We start from the raw sequence: 19,475 nt of genomic DNA, 5'->3' as shown, positions 1-19,475 counted from the left end.
TGAGATGCGGATTCCGTCCAAGACCGCGAAATACAATCTGGGCCAGGTGGTCCGCCATCGCGAACATCCGTTCCGCGGTGTGGTCTTCGACGTGGACCCGGAATTCGCCAATACCGAGGAATGGTACGAATCCATCCCCGAGGAATCGCGCCCGGCCCGCAACCAGCCCTTCTATCACCTCTATGCCGAAACCGAGGCGACCTTTTACGTCGCCTATGTCTCGGAACAGAACCTGGTGCCGGACCATTCGGGCGAGCCGCTGGAACATCCCGAGGTGATGGAGATGTTCGGCGAATTCCAGGACGGCCATTATCCCCTGCAGATCGGGCTGAACTGAACGGCTTCAGGCCTCAGGCGTCGCCGGGGCCGGATTCGGCTTGCCGGGCAGCAGCGGCTCGGTCACCGGGACGATGAAGGCCAGGAAGTTCCGCCGCCCCTCGCGGAAATAGCTGAGCGAGGCGGTCAGTTCTTGGATCAGGAACCAGCCGAACCCGCCTTCGGGCAGCATCACGACGGCCTCGGCGTCGCGGGGCCCGGGGCCGCTATAGGGCAGGCCGCGCGGATCGAGGCAAGAGGGCGGCAGCGGCCGGCCGTCATCGGTCACCGCGCAGGCGATCCCGCCGACATGGCGCGCCACGCAAAGATGGATCAGCGGTGCATGGGACCGGCCGCCAAGGCGCATCGCCTCGTTGCGGGTGCCGTGTTCGCAGATGTTGTTCAGCACCTCGGCCAGCGCGAGTTCGAGCTTGGCGATCACCTCCTCGCCGGCGGTGCCGTCGAACCGCTCGCGCAGGAACAGCAGCGCGGCGCGCACGGTGGCGGGATCGGCGCGGAAGATGCGGTGGAACATGGGCCGCCGCCCCGGCGGGGGCTGGCGCAGCCGTTTTTCGGCCCGGTCCGGCAAGGCGCTCATCTTTCGGGTCTCTCCTCTCGGGCGGCGGGCATGTCGGAAGCCTTGCGGATGGTCAGCACCGTGTCCATCCTGGTCAGGCGAAACACCCGCTCGACGCTGGGCGTCAGCCCGGTCAGCGTCAGCTGCCGTCCCGCGGGCATGGCCTTGAAGATCGCGATGACCGCGCCCAGGCCGGAGCTGTCCATGAATTCGACCCCGCCCAGATCCAGCGTCACCTGCGGCCCGCCGACCGAGATCATGCTGCGCACGCGGTCCTTGAATGCGGTGGCAATGGCGGCGTCGAGGCGGCGTTCATCGACGCGGATCGTCAGCCCGTCCGGCTGGGGCAGCAATGTCAGTTGCATGTTCGTTTCCGGTATTCCCATCTGTTCTGCCCCCTTTCTAGGACGCAATCCTTACCGGGCGGTAAGCATCGCGCGGATTTCCGCCCGCCCGGCGGCGAAAGTGCGCGGGATTTTCAGGAAATTTCCGCCGCATTCCCGCCGCATTCCCGCCAGACGGCCGAAAGCCCGCCTCGGAGCACGTTGATGCGCTTTGCGGCGCGGGCTAGGGTCGGGGGATTGCCGACGGCTTCCGGATGAAGAATGACCCCATGCGCCTTGCCCTGCTGCCCGCGGCCTTGCTTGCGGCCTGCGCCATGACCGGCGCCCCCCTGGCCGGGCCGGTGGCGCTGACCTGTCCCGCGGGGGAGGATGCCGAGGCGGCGCGGCTTTGCGCCGCGCTCGACCAGGCGCTGCGCCAGTCCGGGCACCGGATCTCTGGGGCCGGGGCTTCGCTGCGCCTGGTCCTGGACGCGCAAAGCCCGCGCCCCGGTCTTCTGCGGGCAAGGCTGACGGTCGAGGACGGCGCCGGCCGGCACGAGGGCGAAGAGGTCGAGCTCTCGGTGACGGACCGCGCCTCGATCCCCGACAGCTCGATCCGCGCGCTGGCCCGGTCGCTGCTGGAAACGGCGCTGCCGCACCCCTTCCGCAACTGATTCTGCACAAGGAATTCCCATGACGCCTGCCTTCTGGAACCCCGCCGCAACCGGCCTTGCAGGCCCGTCGCTGCGCGGCAAAGAGCCGCAGCGCGCCCTTCGGGTCGAAGGCAGCGATGCCCCGGCCTCGACCGCCACCGGCTATGCGATGAGCGTGGGCGACACGTTCAACGGCGTGCTGGGCGCGGGCGACCGGGACTGGGTGCGGGTGCAGCTGCAGCCGGGCAGCTATGTCATCACGCTGGATTCGCGGGGCGCGGCCGGGGTTCACGACCCCTATCTGCGGGTGATGAACGGCAACGGTGCGCTGATCGCCCAGAACGACGACGGCAACGGGCTGAACTCGCGGCTGGTGCTGAACGTGGCCGCCCCGGCCACCTATTACCTTGAGGCGGGCAGCTATGCCGGCGCCTATAGCGGCGCCTACAGCCTGGGGGTCGCCGCGGTCGCGCCGCTGCGCAACTTCACCATGGCCGAGATCGCCCAGCAGCTGACCGACGGCTACTGGCAGGCCAGCGGCGGTGCACGCCGGGCGTTCGAGCCGGGCCCGGGCGGGGTCCTGAACGTCGACCTGTCCGGCCTGACCCCGGCGGGGCGGCAGCTGGCCAGCATGGCGCTGTCGGCATGGGAGCAGGCGACCGGCCTGACCTTCAACCGCAACCCCGGCCCGAACGCCGCCATCCACATCACCTTCGACGACAACCAGCCGGGGGCCTGGTCCTCGTCGATCATCAGCGGCGGCAGGATCATCAGCTCGGAGGTGAATGTGGGGCTGGACTGGCTGAGCAGCTACGGCACCGGCTACAACACCTATAGCTACCAGACCTATATCCACGAGATCGGCCACGCCCTGGGACTGGGCCATGCCGGCAATTACAACGGCGGTGCCACCTATGGCGTGGACAACCACTATCTGAACGACAGCTGGCAGGCCTCGGTCATGTCCTATTTCGACCAGCGCCAGAACAGCTCGGTGAATGCCAGCTATGCCTATGCCGTCTCGGCGATGATGGCCGACATCCTGGCGATGCAGCGGCTTTACGGCGTCTCGGGCATCCGCACCGGCAACAACACCTATGGCGAAACCACCAACGCCGGTCCCAGCTATGCCACCATCGCGGGCCTGCTGCGCAATGCCAGCACGCGCGACGACATCACCTTCGCCATCTTCGACCAGGGCGGCGTGGACATGCTGGACCTGGCCACCGATACGCATAATCAGCGCATCTCGCTGGCACCGGGAACGGTCTCGAACGCCTATGGGCTGGTCGGCAACATCTCGATCGCGCCGGGCACGCTGATCGAGAACGTGCAGGCCGGGCGCGGCAACGACGTGGTGATCGGCAACTGGACCAACAACCTGCTGCGCGGCGGGCCGGGCAATGACACGCTGCGCGGCAATGACGGAAACGACACGCTGAACGGCCAGGGCGGCGCCGATCTGCTGGAAGGCGGCCGCGGCAACGACACCTATGTCGTGGATGCGGCCGACCGCATCGTCGAGGCGGCGGATGCCGGCATCGACACGGTGCGGTCGCATGCGAGCCTGCAGCTGGGTGCCAATCTGGAAAACCTGGTGCTGATTTCGGACGCGGCGCAGAACGGCACCGGTAACGGGCTGGCGAACCGGATCACCGGCAATGCCCATGCCAACCGGCTGAGCGGGCTGCAGGGGTTCGACACGCTGCTGGGGCTGGGCGGCAACGACACGCTGGTGGGCGGCAACGGCAATGACTGGCTGGACGGCGGCGCCGGGGCCGACCTGCTGGAGGGCGGGCCTGGCAACGACACCTATGTCACCGACGGCCTGGACCGGATCGTCGAGGCGGCGGGGGCGGGCATCGACGTGGTGCGCTCGACCGCGAGCCTGCAGCTGGGCGCCAATCTGGAAAACCTGGTGCTGATTTCGGGCGCGGCGCAGAACGGCGGCGGCAATGCGCTGGCGAACCGGATCACCGGCAATGCCCATGCCAACCGGCTGAGCGGCTTTCAGGGCAACGACACGCTGCTGGGCCTGGGCGGCAATGACACGCTGGACGGCGGCAACGGCCATGACTGGCTGGAAGGCGGCGCCGGGGCCGACCTGCTGATCGGCGGCTATGGCAACGACACGCTGCTGGGCGGTGCGGGGGCCGATCACTTCGCCTTTCACGGCGGGCGGGACGTGGTGCGCGATTTTCAGGACAATATCGACACGCTGCGCATCGACGACGCGCTTTGGGGCGGCGGGACGCGCAGCGTGGCGCAGGTGCTGCAATATGCCCGGGCCGTGGACGGCAATACCGTCTTCGACTTCGGCAATGGCAATGTGCTGATGCTGAACGGCTTCGCCAATATCGCCGCGCTGCAGGACGACCTGATCATCGTCTGAACCGCTGCCCGCGCAACGGGCAAGGGCATCGCGGCCCTTTTGCCAGGCTTTTCCCGCGATTCGCCGTTGTCGCGGAGGGTGCGGCCGGTCCTTTGCCTATTCTGCGGGCAGAAAGCGCCCCGGCCTCGTCAAACCCGGATTTCCTTTTGCCCGCAGGGCGCGGCGCTGTGGACAGCGCCGGTCCAGATGCGAAGATCGGGGCCAGAGGTGAGGGTTGCAGTGATGACGATCTATTACAATGAAATGGTCGATGGCGGCCGGGTGCGCGAGCCCTATGCCATGCTCTCGGACTGGATCGAGACCATGCCCGCCGAGATCCGCCAGATGAAGCAGGCCGAGGCCGAGGCGCTGTTTCGCCGCATCGGCATCACCTTCGCGGTCTATGGCGAGGGCGGCGACCCGGACCGGCTGATCCCCTTCGACATGATGCCGCGGGTGTTCCTGCAAAGCGAATGGCGGCGGCTGGAACGCGGCATCAAGCAGCGGGCGCGGGCGCTGAACGCCTTCCTGCGCGACGTCTACGGCCGGGGCGAGATCGTGCGCGCCGGCCGCATCCCGGCGCGGCTGGTCTATCAGAACGATGCCTATGCAAAGGCGGTGGTCGGCTTCGTGCCGCCGCGCGGGGTGTTCTCGCATATCGTCGGCATCGACATCGTGCGCACCGGCCGGGACGAGTTCTACGTGCTCGAGGACAATTGCCGCACCCCCTCGGGCGTCAGCTACATGCTGGAAAACCGCGAGATCATGATGCGCATGTTCCCGGCGCTGTTCCGCAACAACCGCATCGAGCCGGTGGACCAGTATCCCGAACTGCTGCGCCGCACGCTCGCCTCGGTGGCGCCGGCGAAATGCGAGGGCACGCCGACCGTGGTGATCCTGACGCCGGGCCATTACAACAGCGCCTATTACGAGCACAGTTTCCTTGCCAACCTGATGGGGGTGGAGCTGGTCGAGGGCAGCGACCTGTTCGTCGATGGCGGTTTCGTCTACATGCGCACCACGCAGGGGCCGAAGCGGGTGGACGTGATCTATCGCCGCATCGACGACCCCTTCCTTGACCCGCTGTGCTTCCGGCGCGATTCCATGCTGGGCGTGCCGGGGCTGATGGATGTCTATCGCTCGGGCGGGGTTTCCATCGCCTCGGCGCCGGGGGCAGGGGTGGCCGACGACAAGGCGGTCTATACCTTCGTGCCCGAGATGGTCCGCTTCTATCTGGGCGAAGAGCCGATCCTGCGCAACGTCCAGACCTGGACGCTGTGGAAGGACGAGGATTACCGCTACGTCATGGCCAACCTGAAGGACCTGGTGGTCAAGGAGGTGCATGGCTCGGGCGGCTACGGCATGCTGATCGGCCCCTGCGCCAGCCAGGCCGAGATCGCCTCCTTCGCCGAGCGCATCAAGGCCGATCCCGGCAATTACATCGCCCAGCCGACGCTGGCGCTGTCCACCAGCCCGACCTTCGTGGAGGAGGGGGTGGCGCCGCGCCATGTCGACCTGCGCCCCTTCTGCCTTTGCGGCGACCGGGTCGAGCTGGTGCCGGGCGGGCTGACCCGCGTGGCGCTGCGCGAGGGCTCGCTGGTGGTGAACTCGTCGCAGGGCGGGGGTGTCAAGGACACCTGGGTCCTGTCGGAATAGGAAAGGGGCCAGCCATGCTCAGCCGCACCGCCGCCAACCTGTTCTGGATGGGCCGTCACCTGGAACGCGCCGAAACCGCCGCCCGCCTGCTGGACGTGGGCGCGCGCATCACCCTGCTGCCGAACACCGCCGAGGGCTATCGCAACGAATGGGAATCGCTTCTGCGCGCTTCGGGGGCGCAGGCCGCCTTTGCCGGGCATTACGGCGACGAGATCACGCAGGAGAATATCGAAAGCTGGCTGTTCTTCGACCACGCCAATCCGTCCTCGGTCGCCTCCTGCATCGAAAGGGCGCGCGAGGGCGGGCGGATCGTGCGCACGGCGCTGACCAGCCAGGTCTGGGACGCGCTGAACACCGCCTATCAGGAGCTGCGGGCGCTGCAGCGCCGGCCGCGCGGCCAGCTCGACACCGCGCTGCTGACCGATTTCACCACCCGGCACGGCTCGACCGTGCGCGGCGCCATGAACGCCACGCAATTGCGCAACGACGGCTGGCATTTCATCAACCTGGGCTATTCGCTGGAGCGCGCCGACGCCACCGCCCGGCTGCTGGACGTGAAGTATTTCGTGCTGCTGCCGCGGGTCGAGTTCGTCGGCTCGGGCCTCGACAATTACCAGTGGCAGGTGATCCTGCGCGCGCTTTCGGCGCATCGGGCCTTCCACTGGGCCTATGGCGGCGAGGTGACGGCCAGCAAGGTCGCGGATTTCCTGATCCTGAACGGCGAAAGCCCGCGTTCGCTGCTGACCTCGCTTTACGAGGCGGTCTGGCATCTGGACGGGCTGGTGCGCCGCTATGGCGCCGATGTGCCGGCCAGCGCCTCGGCCCGGGCGCATCAGACGCTGGAGCAGCTGATGGCCCGCGACATCGAGGCGATCTTCGACGAGGGGCTGCACGAATTCCTGTCCTGGTTCATCAACGAGCTGGCCAGCATCTCGAACGCCGTGCATGACGATTACCTGAGCGGACGGATGTAGGGGGCGGACGATGCGGCTGAAGATCACCCACGAGACCAGCTATTTCTACGACCCGCCGGCGCAGGGACTGGTGCAGAGCCTGCGGCTGACGCCCTCGGTCCACGAGGGGCAGCGGGTGGCGGACTGGACGATTTCGGTCAGCGGCGGCCAGCGCGGCGTCGCCTTCCGCGACGGCGCCGGCGACTGGATCGAGGGCTGGACCGTGCGCGGGCCGGTGCAGGAGGTCGTGGTCTCGATCGCCGGCCAGGTCGAGACCCGCGACACCGCCGGCGTGCTGCGCGGCCATCGCGAGACGGTGAATCCGCTGGTCTATCTGCGCCCGACGCCGGCGACCCGGCTTGATGCGGCGCTGCGCGAGCTGGCCGGTTGCGAACAGGGCGAGGACGGGCTGGACCTCGCGCACCGGCTGGCCGCGGCGGTGTCGCGTGCCATCGCCTACGAGCCGGGCGTGACCGAGGCGCATACCACCGCCGCCGAGGCGCTGGCGCTGGGGCAGGGGGTCTGCCAGGACCATGCCCATGCGCTGATCGCCTGCGCCCGCGAACGCGGCCTGCCGGCGCGCTATGTCTCGGGCTATCTGCATTCCAATGCCGGGGGCGAGCCGCATGACGCCGCCCATGCCTGGGCCGAGATCCATGTCGGCACCCTGGGCTGGGTCGGCTTCGACGCCGCCAATGCCTGCTGTCCGGACGACCGCTATGTCCGGTTGGGCTCGGGGCTGGATGCGCAGGACGCCGCGCCGGTGCGCGGCACCACCTTCGGCTCGGGCCGGGAAAGCCTGGACGTGCGGGTGCAGGTCGAGGAAATGGAACAGTAACCCCCTGTTGCGCCGGGCGCGGGGCGGTCGTATCCCTCGGGGGAATGCGTGCCATGGAACGGACATGACCTATTGCGTCGGCTTGAAGCTCAACGAGGGGCTGGTTCTGCTCTCGGACACCCGGACCAATGCCGGGCTGGACAATATCTCGACCTATCGCAAGATGTTCTTCTTCGAGCAGCCGGGCGAGCGGGTCGTCGCCGTCCTGACCGCCGGCAGCCTGTCCCTGACCCAGACCACCATCGCGCGGCTGCAAGAGGCCGTCGACCTGCCCGATGCCGATGAGGAGACCTCGATCCTGCGCGCGCCCAGCATGCTGCAGGTGGCGACGATCATCGGCCGGACGCTGAGCCGCACCCGGCGCGAGATCGTCGAGCAGTGCCGCGACCTGAACCAGCAGGCCAGCGCCAGCATGATCGTCGGCGGCCAACGCGCGGGCGGCGAGATGCGGCTGTTCCTGATCTATCCCGAGGGCAATTTCATCGAGGCGACCGAGGACACCCCCTTCCTGCAGATCGGCGAGCACAAATACGGCAAGCCGATCCTCGACCGGGTGGTGCGCCCCGACACCTCGCTGGCCGATGCGCAGAAGGCGGTGCTCTTGTCGATGGATTCGACGCTGCGCTCGAACCTGTCGGTGGGCATGCCGCTGGACCTGGCGGTGATTCGCAGGGACGACTGCCGGGTCAGCCACAAGCGCCGCATCGACGAGGGCGACCCGGCCTTCATGGCCATGTCCGCCGCCTGGTCCGCCGCGCTGCGCGACAGCTTCGTCAAGGTCACGATCTAGCGCCGCATATCCGTCGCATCCCCGAGGGTTTTCCATGTCCGTCGAACTTCAGCGCCCGCCCATGGCGGTGTTCCATTTCCCCGGCATCCACCCCGGCATGTCCTATCTGGCGCCGCGCCCCGGCTGGGTGCTGCGCCAGGTGGAGGGCGCCGCCGTGCGCCTGTTCGCGGAAAGCGACGAGCCGACGGTCCGCGACATGCAGCGCTCCGCCATCGAAAGGCAGGAGCGCCGGCTGCTGACCACGGTCATGGAAATCAACGCCTCGCCCGTGGTGCTGGAGAATGCGCAGTTCTGCAACGCCTTCGGGATGATCGACGGGCGCATCTGGCTGAACGGGGCCGCCGGCAACCGGATGCGCAACAAGTTCGACCAGCAGAACACCGAGGAGTGGCGGCAGGGCCGGCTGGTCAGCGCATTCCGCCGCGGCCGGAAAGAGGCGGCGCTGCCCCTGCCGGTCTGGAAGGACCGCGCCGCCGACCTGCCGGTCGCCATCGAGCTGAAGAACGGTTTCAACTATTATCACTTCACCACCGAGACCCTGGGTTGCCTGGCGTCCTTCGTCCAGGACGACGGCGATCAGCCGATCAATCTGCACCTGCCGCAGGACAATCTGCGCGGCTTCCTGACGGGCTTCATCGAGGCGGTCTTTCCCCGCTCGGCGCCGCGCGTGCGGTTCGTCAGCTCGGCTTGCCGCTATGACCGGGTGCGGGCGCTCTACAGCCACCAGCATTATCTTTACCAGGTCGAGGATCCCCGCGTGCAAGCGGCCGTCAACCAGCCCGGCGTCGATCCGCGCTGGAACACCCTTCGCTCCGAGGCGCCCTATCGCAAGGCCGTCGCCATGGCCTCCTATGACAGCAGCCTGCGGCTGTTGCGCGAACATGCGCTGCGGCGGGTGCCGCGCAAGCTGGTCGAGAAGATGCCCCGGCTGGTCTGGATGGGCCGCGACGAAGGCGGCGCCGCGCGTCTGCGCGGCCTGTCCGGCCAGGCCCGGCGGATGGCGGGCCTGGGCGAACGCGGCTTTCATTGCGTGGCCTTCGAGCATCTGTCGCCGCTGGAGCAGATCGCCCAGATGCAGGCCGCCGATATCCTGGTGGCGCCGCATGGCGCGGGCCTGGCCAATATGACCTATGCCAAGCCCGGCGCCCTAGTCATCGAGATCGGCACCCGCCAGACCCAGATGCACAGATGGGGCGATTTCCTGCCTTGCGCCCATGTTTCGCGTTGCCGCTACGACACGGTCTTTGCCGATATCGCCGGCGTGTCCCGCGCCGGCGAGGTGCCGCCGATGTCCGAAGGGCATATGGGCATCCACATCGGCAAGCGGGCGACGCGGCGCATCCTGGCGCTGGTGGATGATGCGCTGGCTGGCCTGCCGGCCCAGGCTTCAGCCGTCTGACTCCAGCAGGCCGCGCAGCTCGTAGACCAGGTCCAGCGCCTCGCGGGCGCTGATCGTGTCGGGGTTCAGGCCGCGCAGCCGCTCCTCGACCGCCGAGGGTTTCGCCATGGTCGCCGGTGCGGGCGCCGGGGCGGCGCGGAACAGCGGCAGGTCGTCCAGCATCGCGGCGGGTTTGCCGGTGCCCTGTCGCTCGCCGCTTTCCAGCTGGTGCAGGATGTCGCGGGCGCGATCCACCACCGAGGGCGGCAGCCCCGCCAGCCGCGCCACCTGCACGCCATAGGAACGGTCGGCGGCGCCTTTGCGAACCTCGTGCAGGAAGATCACCTCGCCCTCCCATTCGCGCACGGCGACGGTGGCGTTCTCGACGCCGGGCAGGCGGGCCGACAGGCTGGTCATCTCGTGGTAATGGGTGGCGAACAGCGCCCGGCAGCGGTTCTTGCCGTGCAGATGCTCCATCACCGCCCAGGCGATGGAAAGCCCGTCCCAAGTCGCGGTGCCGCGGCCGATCTCGTCCAGGATCACCAGCGCGTGGTCGTCGGCCTGGTTCAGGATCGCCGCCGTCTCGACCATCTCGACCATGAAGGTGGACCGGCCGCGCGCCAGGTCGTCCGCCGCGCCGACGCGGCTGAAAAGCTGGCTGACAATGCCGACATGAGCGCGGCGGGCGGGGACGAAACCCCCGGCCTGGGCCAGCACGGCGATCAGCGCGTTCTGGCGCAGAAAGGTCGATTTGCCCGCCATGTTCGGGCCGGTCAGCAGCCAGATCGCGGGGGTCTCGCCCTCGGTCAGGGCGCAGTCGTTGGCGACGAAAGCCTCGCCCTTGCGCTTGAGCGCGCGTTCCACCACCGGATGCCGGCCGCCCTCGATCACGAAGGCGCGGCTGGCATCGACCTCGGGGCGCACCCAGCCCTCGCCCGAGGCGAGGTCGGCGAAGGCCGCGGTGAGGTCGATTTCCGCCAGCGCGCGGGCCGCCTGGCCGATGGGGCCGGCGCGGTCCAGCACCGCGCGGGTCAGGCGGGCAAAGATCTCGCGCTCGATCTCCAGCGCCCGGTCGCGGGCGTTGAGGATGCGGGTTTCCAGTTCCGACAGTTCCACGGTGGTGAAGCGGATCTGGTTCGCGGTGGTCTGGCGGTGGATGAAACGCTCGTTCAGCGGCGGGGCCAGCATCTTCTCGGCATGGGTCGAGGTGGTCTCGATAAAGTAGCCCAAGACATTGTTATGCTTGATCTTCAGGCTCTGCACTCCGGTCTCGGCGATGTAATCGGCCTGCATCCGGGCGATGACGCCGCGGCCCTCGTCGCGCAACCGGCGGGTTTCGTCCAGGTCCTCGTCATAGCCGGGCGCGACGAAGCCGCCGTCGCGGGCCAGCAAGGGCGGCTCGGCCACCAGCGCCTCGTCCAAGAGGTCGATCAGCGCATCATGCCCGGTCAGGTCGCGCGCCGCCTCGGCCAGCACGGCGATCTCGTCATCGCCCAGCATGGCGGCGATGGCCGCGCCCTGCGTCAGCCCGGCGCGGATCGCGGCCAGGTCGCGCGGCCCGCCCCGCTCCAGCGCCAGCCGCGACAGCGCCCGGTCCATGTCGGGCGCGCGCGCCAGCGCCTCGCGCAGGTCGGCGGTCAGGCGCGGGTCGTCCACCAGATGCGCGACGGCGGCCTGCCGGGCATGGATCTCGGCCAGGTCGCGCGAGGGGGCGCTGATGCGGCGCTCCAGCAGGCGCGCGCCGCCCGCCGTCACCGTGCGGTCGATGGCGGAGAGCAGCGAGCCCTCGCGCCCGCCCGACAGCGCCTGCGTCAATTCCAGGTTGCGGCGGGTGGCGGCGTCGATCTGCATGGCGCCGCCAAGCGCCTCGCGCACCGGCGGGCGGATCAGCGGCATCCGGCCCTTCTGCGTCAGCTCCAGGTAATCGGCGATGGCGCCCATGGCGGCGAGTTCGGCGCGGGAAAACTGGCCGAAACCGTCCAGCGTCTCGACCGAGAACAGCGCGCAAAGCCGGCGCGTGGCGGCGCTGCTGTCGAAGCTGCCGGCGGGCAGTTCGGTCAGGGCCGCGCCGGCCTCGGCGGCGATCTCGTCCAGCTGCGCGCCCTCGGCGGCCAGCAATTCGCGCGGGGCGTGGCGGGCGAGTTCGGGGGCCAGCCGTGCCGGCGGGCAGGGCATGACGCGGAAGGCGCCGGTCGAGATGTCGACCCAGGCCAGCGCCGAATCCTCGCGCACCGTGGCGAAGCTGGCCAGGAAATTGTGCCGCCGCGCCTCCAAGAGCGATTCCTCGGTCAGCGTGCCGGGCGTCACCAGCCGCACCACGTCGCGGGCCACGACCGATTTCGAGCCGCGCTTCCTGGCCTCGGCCGGGTCCTCCATCTGCTCGGCGATGGCGACGCGGAACCCCTTGCGGATCAGCGTCAGCAGATAGCTTTCAGCCGCATGGACCGGCACGCCGCACATCGGGATCGGTTCGCCCAGATGCGTGCCGCGCTTGGTCAGCGCGATGTCCAGCGCGGCGGCTGCGGCGACCGCGTCCTCGAAGAACATCTCGTAGAAATCGCCCATGCGATAGAACAGCAGCGCGCCGGGATTGGCCTCGCGGATCGCGAGATACTGCGCCATCATCGGGGTGGGTTGATCGCTCATGTCCAGCCTTGTCGCCTGCGGTCCCGTTCTTCTAGGGGATGCGCGGGCCGATGCAAACAGCATGCGGCCAAGTTGCCGCAGGGGCGCAAGAATCCCGGTGACAGCGGTCCCGTGTTGCGGCATCGTCGGCCGGGAATGCATTCGTGAGGCCGGGCGATGAAATCGTTGATTCTGGGGGCAATCCTGCTGCCGTTCGCGGGCGTGGCCGTGGCGGCCTGCCCGGACGTCTCATTGATGCAGAATGCCGCGCGCGGCTGGATCGCCGGCCAGCGCCTGCCCGACCCGCTGGTGCGCACGGTCGAGGACGGGGCCTGCGCCTATGCCAGTTTCCGCAGCGTGCTGGAGGCCGAGCTGGGCGCGCCGGTGGGGGTGAAGGTCGGCTTCACCTCGAAACCGGCGCAGGAACGGTTCGGCGTGACCGAGCCGGTGGCCGGCGCGCTGTTTGCGCCGATGCTGGTGCCGGACGGCAGCCGGCTCAGCCTCAAGGGCAGCCGCGAGCCGTTTTTCGAGGCCGATCTGGTGGTGACGGTGGGCAGTTCCGCGATCATGCAGGCCCGGACCCGCGAAGAGGTGGCGGCGGCGCTGAAGGACGTGCGCCCCTTTATCGAACTGCCCGACCTGGCGCTGCAAAAGGACGTGGTGCCGACCGGGCCGCTGATGGTCGCCTATGGCGTGATGCCCTGGCGCGGCGTGCTGGGACGGGGCATCCCGATCTCTGACCTGCGCGATCCGGTCGCCGATCTGGAGGCGCTGACGGTGAACCTGAAGATGGACGGCAAGAGCGTCGGCACCGGCTCGGGCGAGATGCTGCTGGGGCATCCGCTGGACGTGGTGCTGTGGCTGGTCGAGCAGGGCCGCTACGAGTTGAAGCCGGGCTCGGTCATCTCGCTGGGCTCGCTGGGCAAGCTGCATCCGGCGCTGCCGGGCCACCGGGTCGAGGCCGATTACCGCATCGGCGGCAAGTCCATGAAGGTCGGGCTGGTGCTGGTGCCCTGAGCCCGCGCCGGGACCGCAGGCTTCCCCCAGGTCAGCGCGGGAAAAAACCTTTGCCAACAGGGGTCTTGTGTCGCAAGACTGTCACGGGGGGCCGCTAGGTGGCAGCCAGCCGCCTATGGGGCGCGTTCTGGAACGGAGTTGACCAATGACCATTCAATCGACCGCGGCGGGGCTGGCCGCCGTGACGCTGCTGGCGACCGCGGGGGCCGCCTCGGCGCAGGACCTGGCGGCGCTCGAGGAGGCGGCCAAGGCCGAGGGCATGCTGACCACCATCGCGCTGCCGCATGACTGGTGCGGCTATGGCGAGGTGATCGCCGGCTTCAAGGCCAAATACCCGGAAATCAGGGTCAACGAGCTGAACCCCGATGCCGGCTCGGCCGACGAGCTGGAGGCGATCCGCGCCAACAGGGACAACAAGGGCCCGCAGGCGCCCGATGTGATCGACGTGGGCCTGTCCTTCGGTCCGCAGGCCAAGGCCGAAGGGCTGATCCAGCCCTACAAGGTCGCCACCTGGGACACGATCCCCGACGACGCCAAGGATGCCGAGGGCTATTGGTATGGCGATTATTACGGCGTGATGGCCTTTGGCGTGAACACCGACCTGATCGACGAGGCGCCGAAAAGCTGGAAGGACCTGACCAAGCCGGAATATGCCAATGCCTTCGCGCTGGCCGGCGATCCGCGCGCCTCGGCCCAGGCGATCATCTCGGTCATGGCGGCAGGCATCGCCAATGGCGGCGAGCCGGGCGAGGCATCCGGCCAGAAGGGCATGGAGCTGATGGCCGAGGTGCACAAGGCCGGCAATTTCGTCCCGGTTATCGGCAAGTCGGCGACCATCGCCCAGGGCGCGACGCCGATCGTCACCGCCTGGGACTACAACCTGCTCAGCTGGCGCGACAGCCTGAACGGCAATCCGCCGGTCGAGGTGATCATCCCCGAGGACGGCGTGGTCGCGGGCGTCTATGTGCAGGCGATCTCGGCCTATGCGCCGCATCCGAACGCGGCCAAGCTGTGGATGGAATATCTTTACTCGGACGAGGGCCAGCTGGGCTGGCTGAAAGGCTATTGCCACCCGATCCGCTTCAACGACCTCGTCCAGAACGGCAAGGTCCCGCAGGAGCTGCTGGACGCGCTGCCCGAGGCCTCGGCCTATGAAAAGGCGATCTTCCCGACGCTGGAGCAGCAGGAGGCCAACAAGAAGGTCGTGACCGAGGGCTGGGACAGCGTCGTCGGCGCGGCGGTTCAGGAATAAGGCGCGGCGGCCCCGCCCGGCTGGCGGGGCCCCCCGGAACGGGCGAGGCGGAATGAGACAGATCGGCTGGAACTGGCTGGGCGTCGTGCCCTTTTTCGCCTTTGCCCTGCTGTTTCTGGTGCTGCCGACGATGAACATCGTCATCGGCGCCTTCCAGAACCCGCAGGGAGAGTTCACGCTGGCCAATCTGGCTGGGCTGGCCTCGCCGCGGATCGTGTCGAGCTTTGCCATCTCGATCAAGATCTCGCTGGCCTCGGCGCTTTTGGGCTGCCTGATCGGCTTTGCCATGGCGGCGGCGGTGGTCATGGGCGGCGTGCCGCGCTGGATCAAGGGGCCGCTGATGACCTTTTCCGGCGTCGCCTCGAACTTCGCCGGGGTGCCGCTGGCCTTCGCCTTCATCGCCACGCTGGGGCGGGTGGGGCTGGTCACGATGCTGCTGCGGCAATGGTTCGGCATCAACATCTATGCCATGGGCTTCAACCTGCTGTCGTTCTGGGGCCTGACGCTGACCTATCTGTTCTTCCAGATCCCGCTGATGATCCTGATCATCACCCCGGCGCTGGAGGGGTTGAAGCGCGAATGGCGCGAGGCGGCAGAGGTGCTGGGCGCCAGCACGGGGCAATACTGGCGCATGGTGGCGCTGCCGATCCTGTTCCCGTCGCTCTTGGGCACCTTCGCGCTGCTGTTTGCCAACAGTTTCGGGGCGGTGGCGACGGCCTATGCGCTGACCGGCTCGTCGTTGTCCATCGTGCCGATCATGCTGTTCGCGCAGATCCGCGGCGACGTGCTGCAGGACCCGCATCTGGGCTATGCCATGGCCTTCGGCATGATCGTTGTCACCGGCCTGGCGAACCTCGCCTATGTCGTCATGCGCACCCGCGCTGAAAGGTGGATGCGATGAAACGGGTCTGGTCCTGGGCGGCGCTGATCGTCGGCGGGCTGTATTTCCTGCTGCCGCTGATCGGCACCATCGAGTTCTCGCTGCGGATGCGGCGCGGGGAATATTCGCTGGACGCCTATCGCTCGGTGCTGTCGGACGCGGCCTTCCGGCAGACCTTCAGCTATTCGGTGGTCATGGCGCTGCTGACCATCGTGCTGGGGGTGCTGATCGTGGTGCCGACCGCCTATTGGGTGCGGCTGCGCCTGCCGCGGCTGCGCCCGGTGATCGAGTTCATCACCCTGCTGCCGCTGGTCATTCCCGCCATCGTCGTGGTCTTCGGCTATATCCGGCTTTACAATACCAGCTCGATCCTGCCGCTGACCGGCACCGCATCCGGCACCAACCTGCTGCTCTTGTGCGGCTATGCCACGCTGGCGCTGCCCTATATGTATCGCGCGGTGGATACCGGGCTTTCCACGCTGGACGTGCGCAGCCTGACCGAGGCCGCGCAATCGCTGGGCGCCGGCTGGGTGCGGATCATCGGCCGGCTGATCCTGCCCAACGTGCTGGGCGCGGTGATGTCGGGCGCCTTCCTGTCCTTCGCCATCGTCATCGGCGAATTCACCATGGCGGCGCTGCTGAACCGCCCGGCCTTCGGGCCCTACATGCAGCTGCTGGGCGCCAACCGTGCCTATGAGCCGGCGGCGCTGGCGGTGATCGCCTTCGCCGTCACCTGGGGCTGCATGGGGGTGATGCAGCTGATCTCCCGCCTGTTCGGCACACGGATTCAACCGACATGAGCTTCCTGACCCTCGACCACCTGCAGAAATCCTTCGGCCCGACCCGCGTCGTCCACGACTTCGACCTGTCGGTGGAAAAGGGCGAGTTCGTGTCCTTCCTGGGGCCGTCCGGCTGTGGCAAGACCACGGTGCTGCGCATGGTCGCGGGGTTCGAGACGCCGACGGCGGGTCGCATCACCATCGACGGCCAGGACGTGACCCGGTCGCGGCCGAATCAGCGCCGCATCGGCATGGTGTTCCAGTCCTATGCGCTGTTCCCGAACCTGACCGTGGCCGAGAATGTCGGCTTCGGCCTGAAGGTCGCCGGCATCGCGCGGGCCGAGCGTGCCGGCCGCGTGGCCGAGATGCTGGCGCTGATCGGCCTGCCGGACCTGGGCGGGCGCTATCCCTGGCAGCTGTCGGGCGGCCAGCAGCAGCGGGTGGCGCTGGCCCGGGCGCTGGCGCCGCGGCCGCGCGTGCTGCTGCTGGACGAGCCGCTGTCGGCGCTGGACGCCAAGATCCGCGTCTCTCTGCGCAACCAGATCCGCGAGATCCAGCAGCAGCTGGCCATCACCACCATCTTCGTCACCCATGACCAGGAGGAGGCGCTGTCGATTTCCGACCGCATCGTGGTCATGCACAAGGGCGTCGCCGACCAGACCGGCACGCCCGCGCAGATCTACAACCAGCCCGCCACCGATTTCGTCGCCGGATTCGTCGGCACGCTGAACCGGTTCGAGGCCGAGGTGCTGGACGCCGCCCGCGGCCTTGTCCGCGTCGAGGGGGCCGAGATCGCGCTGGACCGCCCGCTGCCCACCGGGCGCATCACGCTCGCGGCGCGGCCGGAAAGCCTGCGCATCGCGCCCGAGGGCATCCCGGCCGAGATCGCCGGCGTCGAATTCCTCGGGTCCGTCCAACGGCTGCGGGCGCGGGTGGCGGGTCGCGAGGTGGTGCTGGACCGCTTCAACGAGCCCGGCGCCGGCCTGCCGCAACCGGGCGAGCAGGTGCGGCTGGCCGCCGCCCCGGCTGGCTGGCTGGTGCTTGCCGCCATGTCCGATGCCAGCAACTTTTGACTTACGGGGCACGGCATTGTGGTGCCTGACGGCAGGCGTCCGCTTTGCGGGACGTTGCAGACATTCCGTATGGCGGCGAATCTACGGCCTTGAGAGTAGCAGGCGGATGCCCGCATACCCGAAGATTGCTGCTAGCATCCCCTCTATCCAGCGGCGCGCTCTTTGGTAGGCGCGTCCCATGATGGGGGTCGAGAAGATCAGGGCATAGCCAACATTGACGATCATCGCCAACACAGCACAACCCGTCATCATGATCGGGATCGTGTAGGACGGCGCATCAGGACGCAGCCCTATGGACATGATCGCGATCCATCCCAGCACAGCCTTCGGATTGGATAGATGAAGCACCATGCCCTTGCGATAGAGTGCCCGCTTCCCCGCCAGCGGGATTAAAGCCGTCTGACCAGCCTTACCCGCCAACGCCGAACGCGCGGATTTCCACGCCAGATAGAGCAGATATAGGCCACCAGCGATCTTGAGGGCAAAAATGGCCCCAGCGTAAGCCGTGAGCGCAGTTGAGATACCACTCGCTGTTGGCTGTATGACACGCTCCGCAAGCCCGAGTTCATCGCGGCGGTGCGGGCGCATCTCGAAATGCTCGACCTGACCGGCTTCAACTATGGCGACGTGAGCATTGAGAACGCCGCGCGCACCCGCGTGTTGCAGGAACTGGCGACGGACCTTGACCTTCATCTAGCCGAGTTCAGGGACACATGGCCCGGCCCGGTGGCGCGCGGCGCGGACCTCGTGCAGTTCATCGACCGCAAGATGCCCGGCAAGGGTTTCGGGGAGAAGGTGCTTTACCGTATCGCGGCCAAGGCCGGGCTGATCGTCACCGAACGGCTAGGTCGGGACAAGACGCGCTTTATCATCACGGACGGCAAGACAGCAGAGGGCGACATTGCCATCAACCCGGCGCACTGGCTGGCGGAGGCGACCGATGCAGCGGCGCGGTTCGCTATGGGCGGTGCGCAACCCGGCACGATGCCCGGAGCCATGCCGCCGCGCTGATCCTCGCCAAGATGAACGATCTTGAATCCCTGCCGCTCCGGTGGGGATTTTTGATTCTTCGACCACAGTTGCCGCCGATAATTATCTGTCCATATGGACCTATCGGACAGCGCGACACGTGCGACACCTCCTCCATAGCCTAAGAGAATATATATAAGCCCAGATACATTTGTCTGTAGGCAATAGGGGACGTGTCGCACGTGTCGCGCCCTCAAATATGTCGGTTAGGGTATACCCATGTGGTCGGTTCTGATCATGGCTGCGAATGCGTCCGTATAGATTGATTTCGTCCATACGGACACTTATCAACGGTCAACACCCTAACGGACGGATTCGCCCCATGAGCCAAACGATTCTATATGCCCGCGTCTCGACCACAGAGCAGACCCTTGACCATCAGCGCACCCAAGCCGAGGCGGTAGGTTTCCGCATTGACCATGTGGTGGCGGATCATGGCGCATCGGGCGTCTCGACCCGGCTTGCCGAGCGTGAGGGCGGGCGGCGGCTGTTCGACATGCTGCGGGCCGGTGACGTGCTGGTGGTCCGTTGGCTCGACCGGCTAGGTCGCGACTATCTGGACGTGCGGGATACTGTGCAGGAATTCATGCGCCGGGGCGTGACGGTTCACACCGTCATCAACAAGCTGACCTTTGACGGGGCGACCACAGACCCGGTGCGGCAAGGCAGTCAGGGGGCGTTGCTGTCATTCATGGCCGGTATGGCATCCGCGCAGGCAGAGGCCACCAGAGAGGCGCAGAGGGCCGGTATAGCCCATGCCAAGGCCACACGGGGCGAACAGGCATATCGGGGCCGCAAACCCTCCTACAGCCGCGCCGCGTTCGAGGCAGGCCGCATGTCGCTGGACGCTGGCGCAAGTGTCGCTGCAACTGCCGCTGTGCTTGGGTTGAGCCGCCAAACCGTCCACAGGTTCAAGACCGAACCGGAGAAATGCCGGGCCGCTCTGGATCGCTGGGGAATGTGATA

The 19,475-nt window shown here is 67.7% G+C and carries 19 protein-coding genes; 15 read left to right on the top strand and 4 right to left on the bottom strand.

What is annotated here, in order from left to right:
- Positions 1 to 4: 4 nt before the first annotated feature.
- Complete coding sequence (hspQ, locus tag PARJ55_RS0113495) at positions 5 to 337, top strand: heat shock protein HspQ (protein ID WP_028713521.1); 333 nt, start codon at positions 5 to 7, stop codon at positions 335 to 337.
- 6 nt (positions 338 to 343) lie between these two features.
- Here hspQ and PARJ55_RS0113490 read toward each other — a convergent pair whose 3' ends face one another.
- Complete coding sequence (locus tag PARJ55_RS0113490) at positions 344 to 913, bottom strand: ATP-binding protein (RefSeq protein WP_028713520.1); 570 nt, start codon at positions 911 to 913, stop codon at positions 344 to 346.
- Positions 910 to 1,257 (bottom strand): STAS domain-containing protein, encoded by a 348-nt coding sequence (locus tag PARJ55_RS0113485; RefSeq protein ID WP_028713519.1) that lies wholly within the window; start codon positions 1,255 to 1,257, stop codon positions 910 to 912. Before PARJ55_RS0113485 ends, PARJ55_RS0113490 begins: the two co-directional genes overlap by 4 nt.
- Before the next feature lie 248 nt (positions 1,258 to 1,505).
- On the opposite strand from PARJ55_RS0113485, the gene PARJ55_RS0113480 reads away from it, so the two are divergent.
- The 7 genes from PARJ55_RS0113480 to PARJ55_RS0113450 all read left to right on the top strand — a co-directional run bounded on the left by PARJ55_RS0113480 (position 1,506) and on the right by PARJ55_RS0113450 (position 9,875).
- Positions 1,506 to 1,889, top strand: a complete 384-nt coding sequence (locus tag PARJ55_RS0113480; protein ID WP_028713518.1) for a hypothetical protein — start codon at positions 1,506 to 1,508, stop codon at positions 1,887 to 1,889.
- Positions 1,890 to 1,908: 19 nt separating this feature from the next.
- Positions 1,909 to 4,260, top strand: coding sequence for a M10 family metallopeptidase (locus PARJ55_RS24830; protein WP_084637865.1), 2,352 nt, complete (start codon positions 1,909 to 1,911; stop codon positions 4,258 to 4,260).
- Positions 4,261 to 4,482: 222 nt separating this feature from the next.
- A complete protein-coding gene (locus tag PARJ55_RS0113470; RefSeq protein ID WP_028713517.1) occupies positions 4,483 to 5,895 on the top strand; it encodes a circularly permuted type 2 ATP-grasp protein in 1,413 nt (470 codons plus the stop codon).
- 14 nt (positions 5,896 to 5,909) lie between these two features.
- Positions 5,910 to 6,869 (top strand): alpha-E domain-containing protein, encoded by a 960-nt coding sequence (locus PARJ55_RS0113465; RefSeq protein ID WP_028713516.1) that lies wholly within the window; start codon positions 5,910 to 5,912, stop codon positions 6,867 to 6,869.
- Positions 6,870 to 6,879: 10 nt separating this feature from the next.
- Complete coding sequence (locus PARJ55_RS0113460; protein ID WP_028713515.1) at positions 6,880 to 7,686, top strand: transglutaminase family protein; 807 nt, start codon at positions 6,880 to 6,882, stop codon at positions 7,684 to 7,686.
- Positions 7,687 to 7,750: 64 nt separating this feature from the next.
- Positions 7,751 to 8,476, top strand: coding sequence for a proteasome-type protease (locus PARJ55_RS0113455; RefSeq protein WP_028713514.1), 726 nt, complete (start codon positions 7,751 to 7,753; stop codon positions 8,474 to 8,476).
- A 34-nt stretch (positions 8,477 to 8,510) separates the two neighbouring features.
- A complete protein-coding gene (locus tag PARJ55_RS0113450; protein ID WP_028713513.1) occupies positions 8,511 to 9,875 on the top strand; it encodes a glycosyltransferase 61 family protein in 1,365 nt (454 codons plus the stop codon).
- Here the strand turns inward: PARJ55_RS0113450 and mutS are convergent.
- Positions 9,864 to 12,500 carry a DNA mismatch repair protein MutS gene (gene mutS / locus PARJ55_RS0113445; RefSeq protein ID WP_028713512.1) on the bottom strand — a complete coding sequence of 879 codons (2,637 nt, stop codon included), beginning with the start codon at positions 12,498 to 12,500 and terminating at the stop codon, positions 9,864 to 9,866. The two genes, PARJ55_RS0113450 and mutS, sit on opposite strands and share 12 nt — an antisense overlap.
- 156 nt (positions 12,501 to 12,656) lie before the next feature.
- Here mutS and PARJ55_RS0113440 point away from each other — a divergent pair, with 156 nt between their 5' ends.
- The 5 genes from PARJ55_RS0113440 (at position 12,657) to PARJ55_RS0113420 (ending at position 17,480) form a co-directional block, all read left to right on the top strand.
- Positions 12,657 to 13,496: a 2-keto-4-pentenoate hydratase gene (locus PARJ55_RS0113440; RefSeq protein WP_028713511.1), complete on the top strand. Its 840-nt coding sequence runs from the start codon at positions 12,657 to 12,659 to the stop codon at positions 13,494 to 13,496.
- A 145-nt stretch (positions 13,497 to 13,641) separates the two neighbouring features.
- Positions 13,642 to 14,748, top strand: a complete 1,107-nt coding sequence (locus PARJ55_RS0113435) for an ABC transporter substrate-binding protein (protein ID WP_028713510.1) — start codon at positions 13,642 to 13,644, stop codon at positions 14,746 to 14,748.
- Positions 14,749 to 14,800: 52 nt separating this feature from the next.
- Positions 14,801 to 15,649 (top strand): ABC transporter permease subunit, encoded by an 849-nt coding sequence (locus tag PARJ55_RS0113430; protein ID WP_028713509.1) that lies wholly within the window; start codon positions 14,801 to 14,803, stop codon positions 15,647 to 15,649.
- Positions 15,646 to 16,428 (top strand): ABC transporter permease, encoded by a 783-nt coding sequence (locus tag PARJ55_RS0113425; RefSeq protein WP_028713508.1) that lies wholly within the window; start codon positions 15,646 to 15,648, stop codon positions 16,426 to 16,428. The genes PARJ55_RS0113430 and PARJ55_RS0113425 overlap by 4 nt, the downstream gene beginning before the upstream one ends.
- On the top strand, positions 16,425 to 17,480 hold the full coding sequence (locus tag PARJ55_RS0113420; protein ID WP_028713507.1) for an ABC transporter ATP-binding protein: 1,056 nt from the start codon (positions 16,425 to 16,427) through the stop codon (positions 17,478 to 17,480). Before PARJ55_RS0113425 ends, PARJ55_RS0113420 begins: the two co-directional genes overlap by 4 nt.
- An 81-nt stretch (positions 17,481 to 17,561) precedes the next feature.
- On the opposite strand, the gene PARJ55_RS22115 is transcribed toward PARJ55_RS0113420, so the two are convergent.
- Positions 17,562 to 18,068 carry a LysE family translocator gene (locus tag PARJ55_RS22115; protein ID WP_051416275.1) on the bottom strand — a complete coding sequence of 169 codons (507 nt, stop codon included), beginning with the start codon at positions 18,066 to 18,068 and terminating at the stop codon, positions 17,562 to 17,564.
- Positions 18,069 to 18,074: 6 nt separating this feature from the next.
- On the opposite strand from PARJ55_RS22115, the gene PARJ55_RS24320 reads away from it, so the two are divergent.
- Both PARJ55_RS24320 and PARJ55_RS0113405 read left to right on the top strand, forming a co-directional pair.
- A complete protein-coding gene (locus PARJ55_RS24320) occupies positions 18,075 to 18,491 on the top strand; it encodes a hypothetical protein (RefSeq protein WP_198019361.1) in 417 nt (138 codons plus the stop codon).
- A 340-nt stretch (positions 18,492 to 18,831) separates the two neighbouring features.
- Entirely contained in the window at positions 18,832 to 19,473 is a 642-nt protein-coding gene (locus PARJ55_RS0113405) for a recombinase family protein (protein ID WP_028713505.1), read from the top strand.
- Positions 19,474 to 19,475 lie beyond the last annotated feature (2 nt).

It is taken from the genome of Paracoccus sp. J55, from assembly GCF_000513975.1.
Taxonomy (GTDB): domain Bacteria; phylum Pseudomonadota; class Alphaproteobacteria; order Rhodobacterales; family Rhodobacteraceae; genus Paracoccus.
The sequence above is the reverse complement of the archived record's forward strand: the minus strand, read 5'-3'. Positions and strand labels throughout refer to the sequence as shown.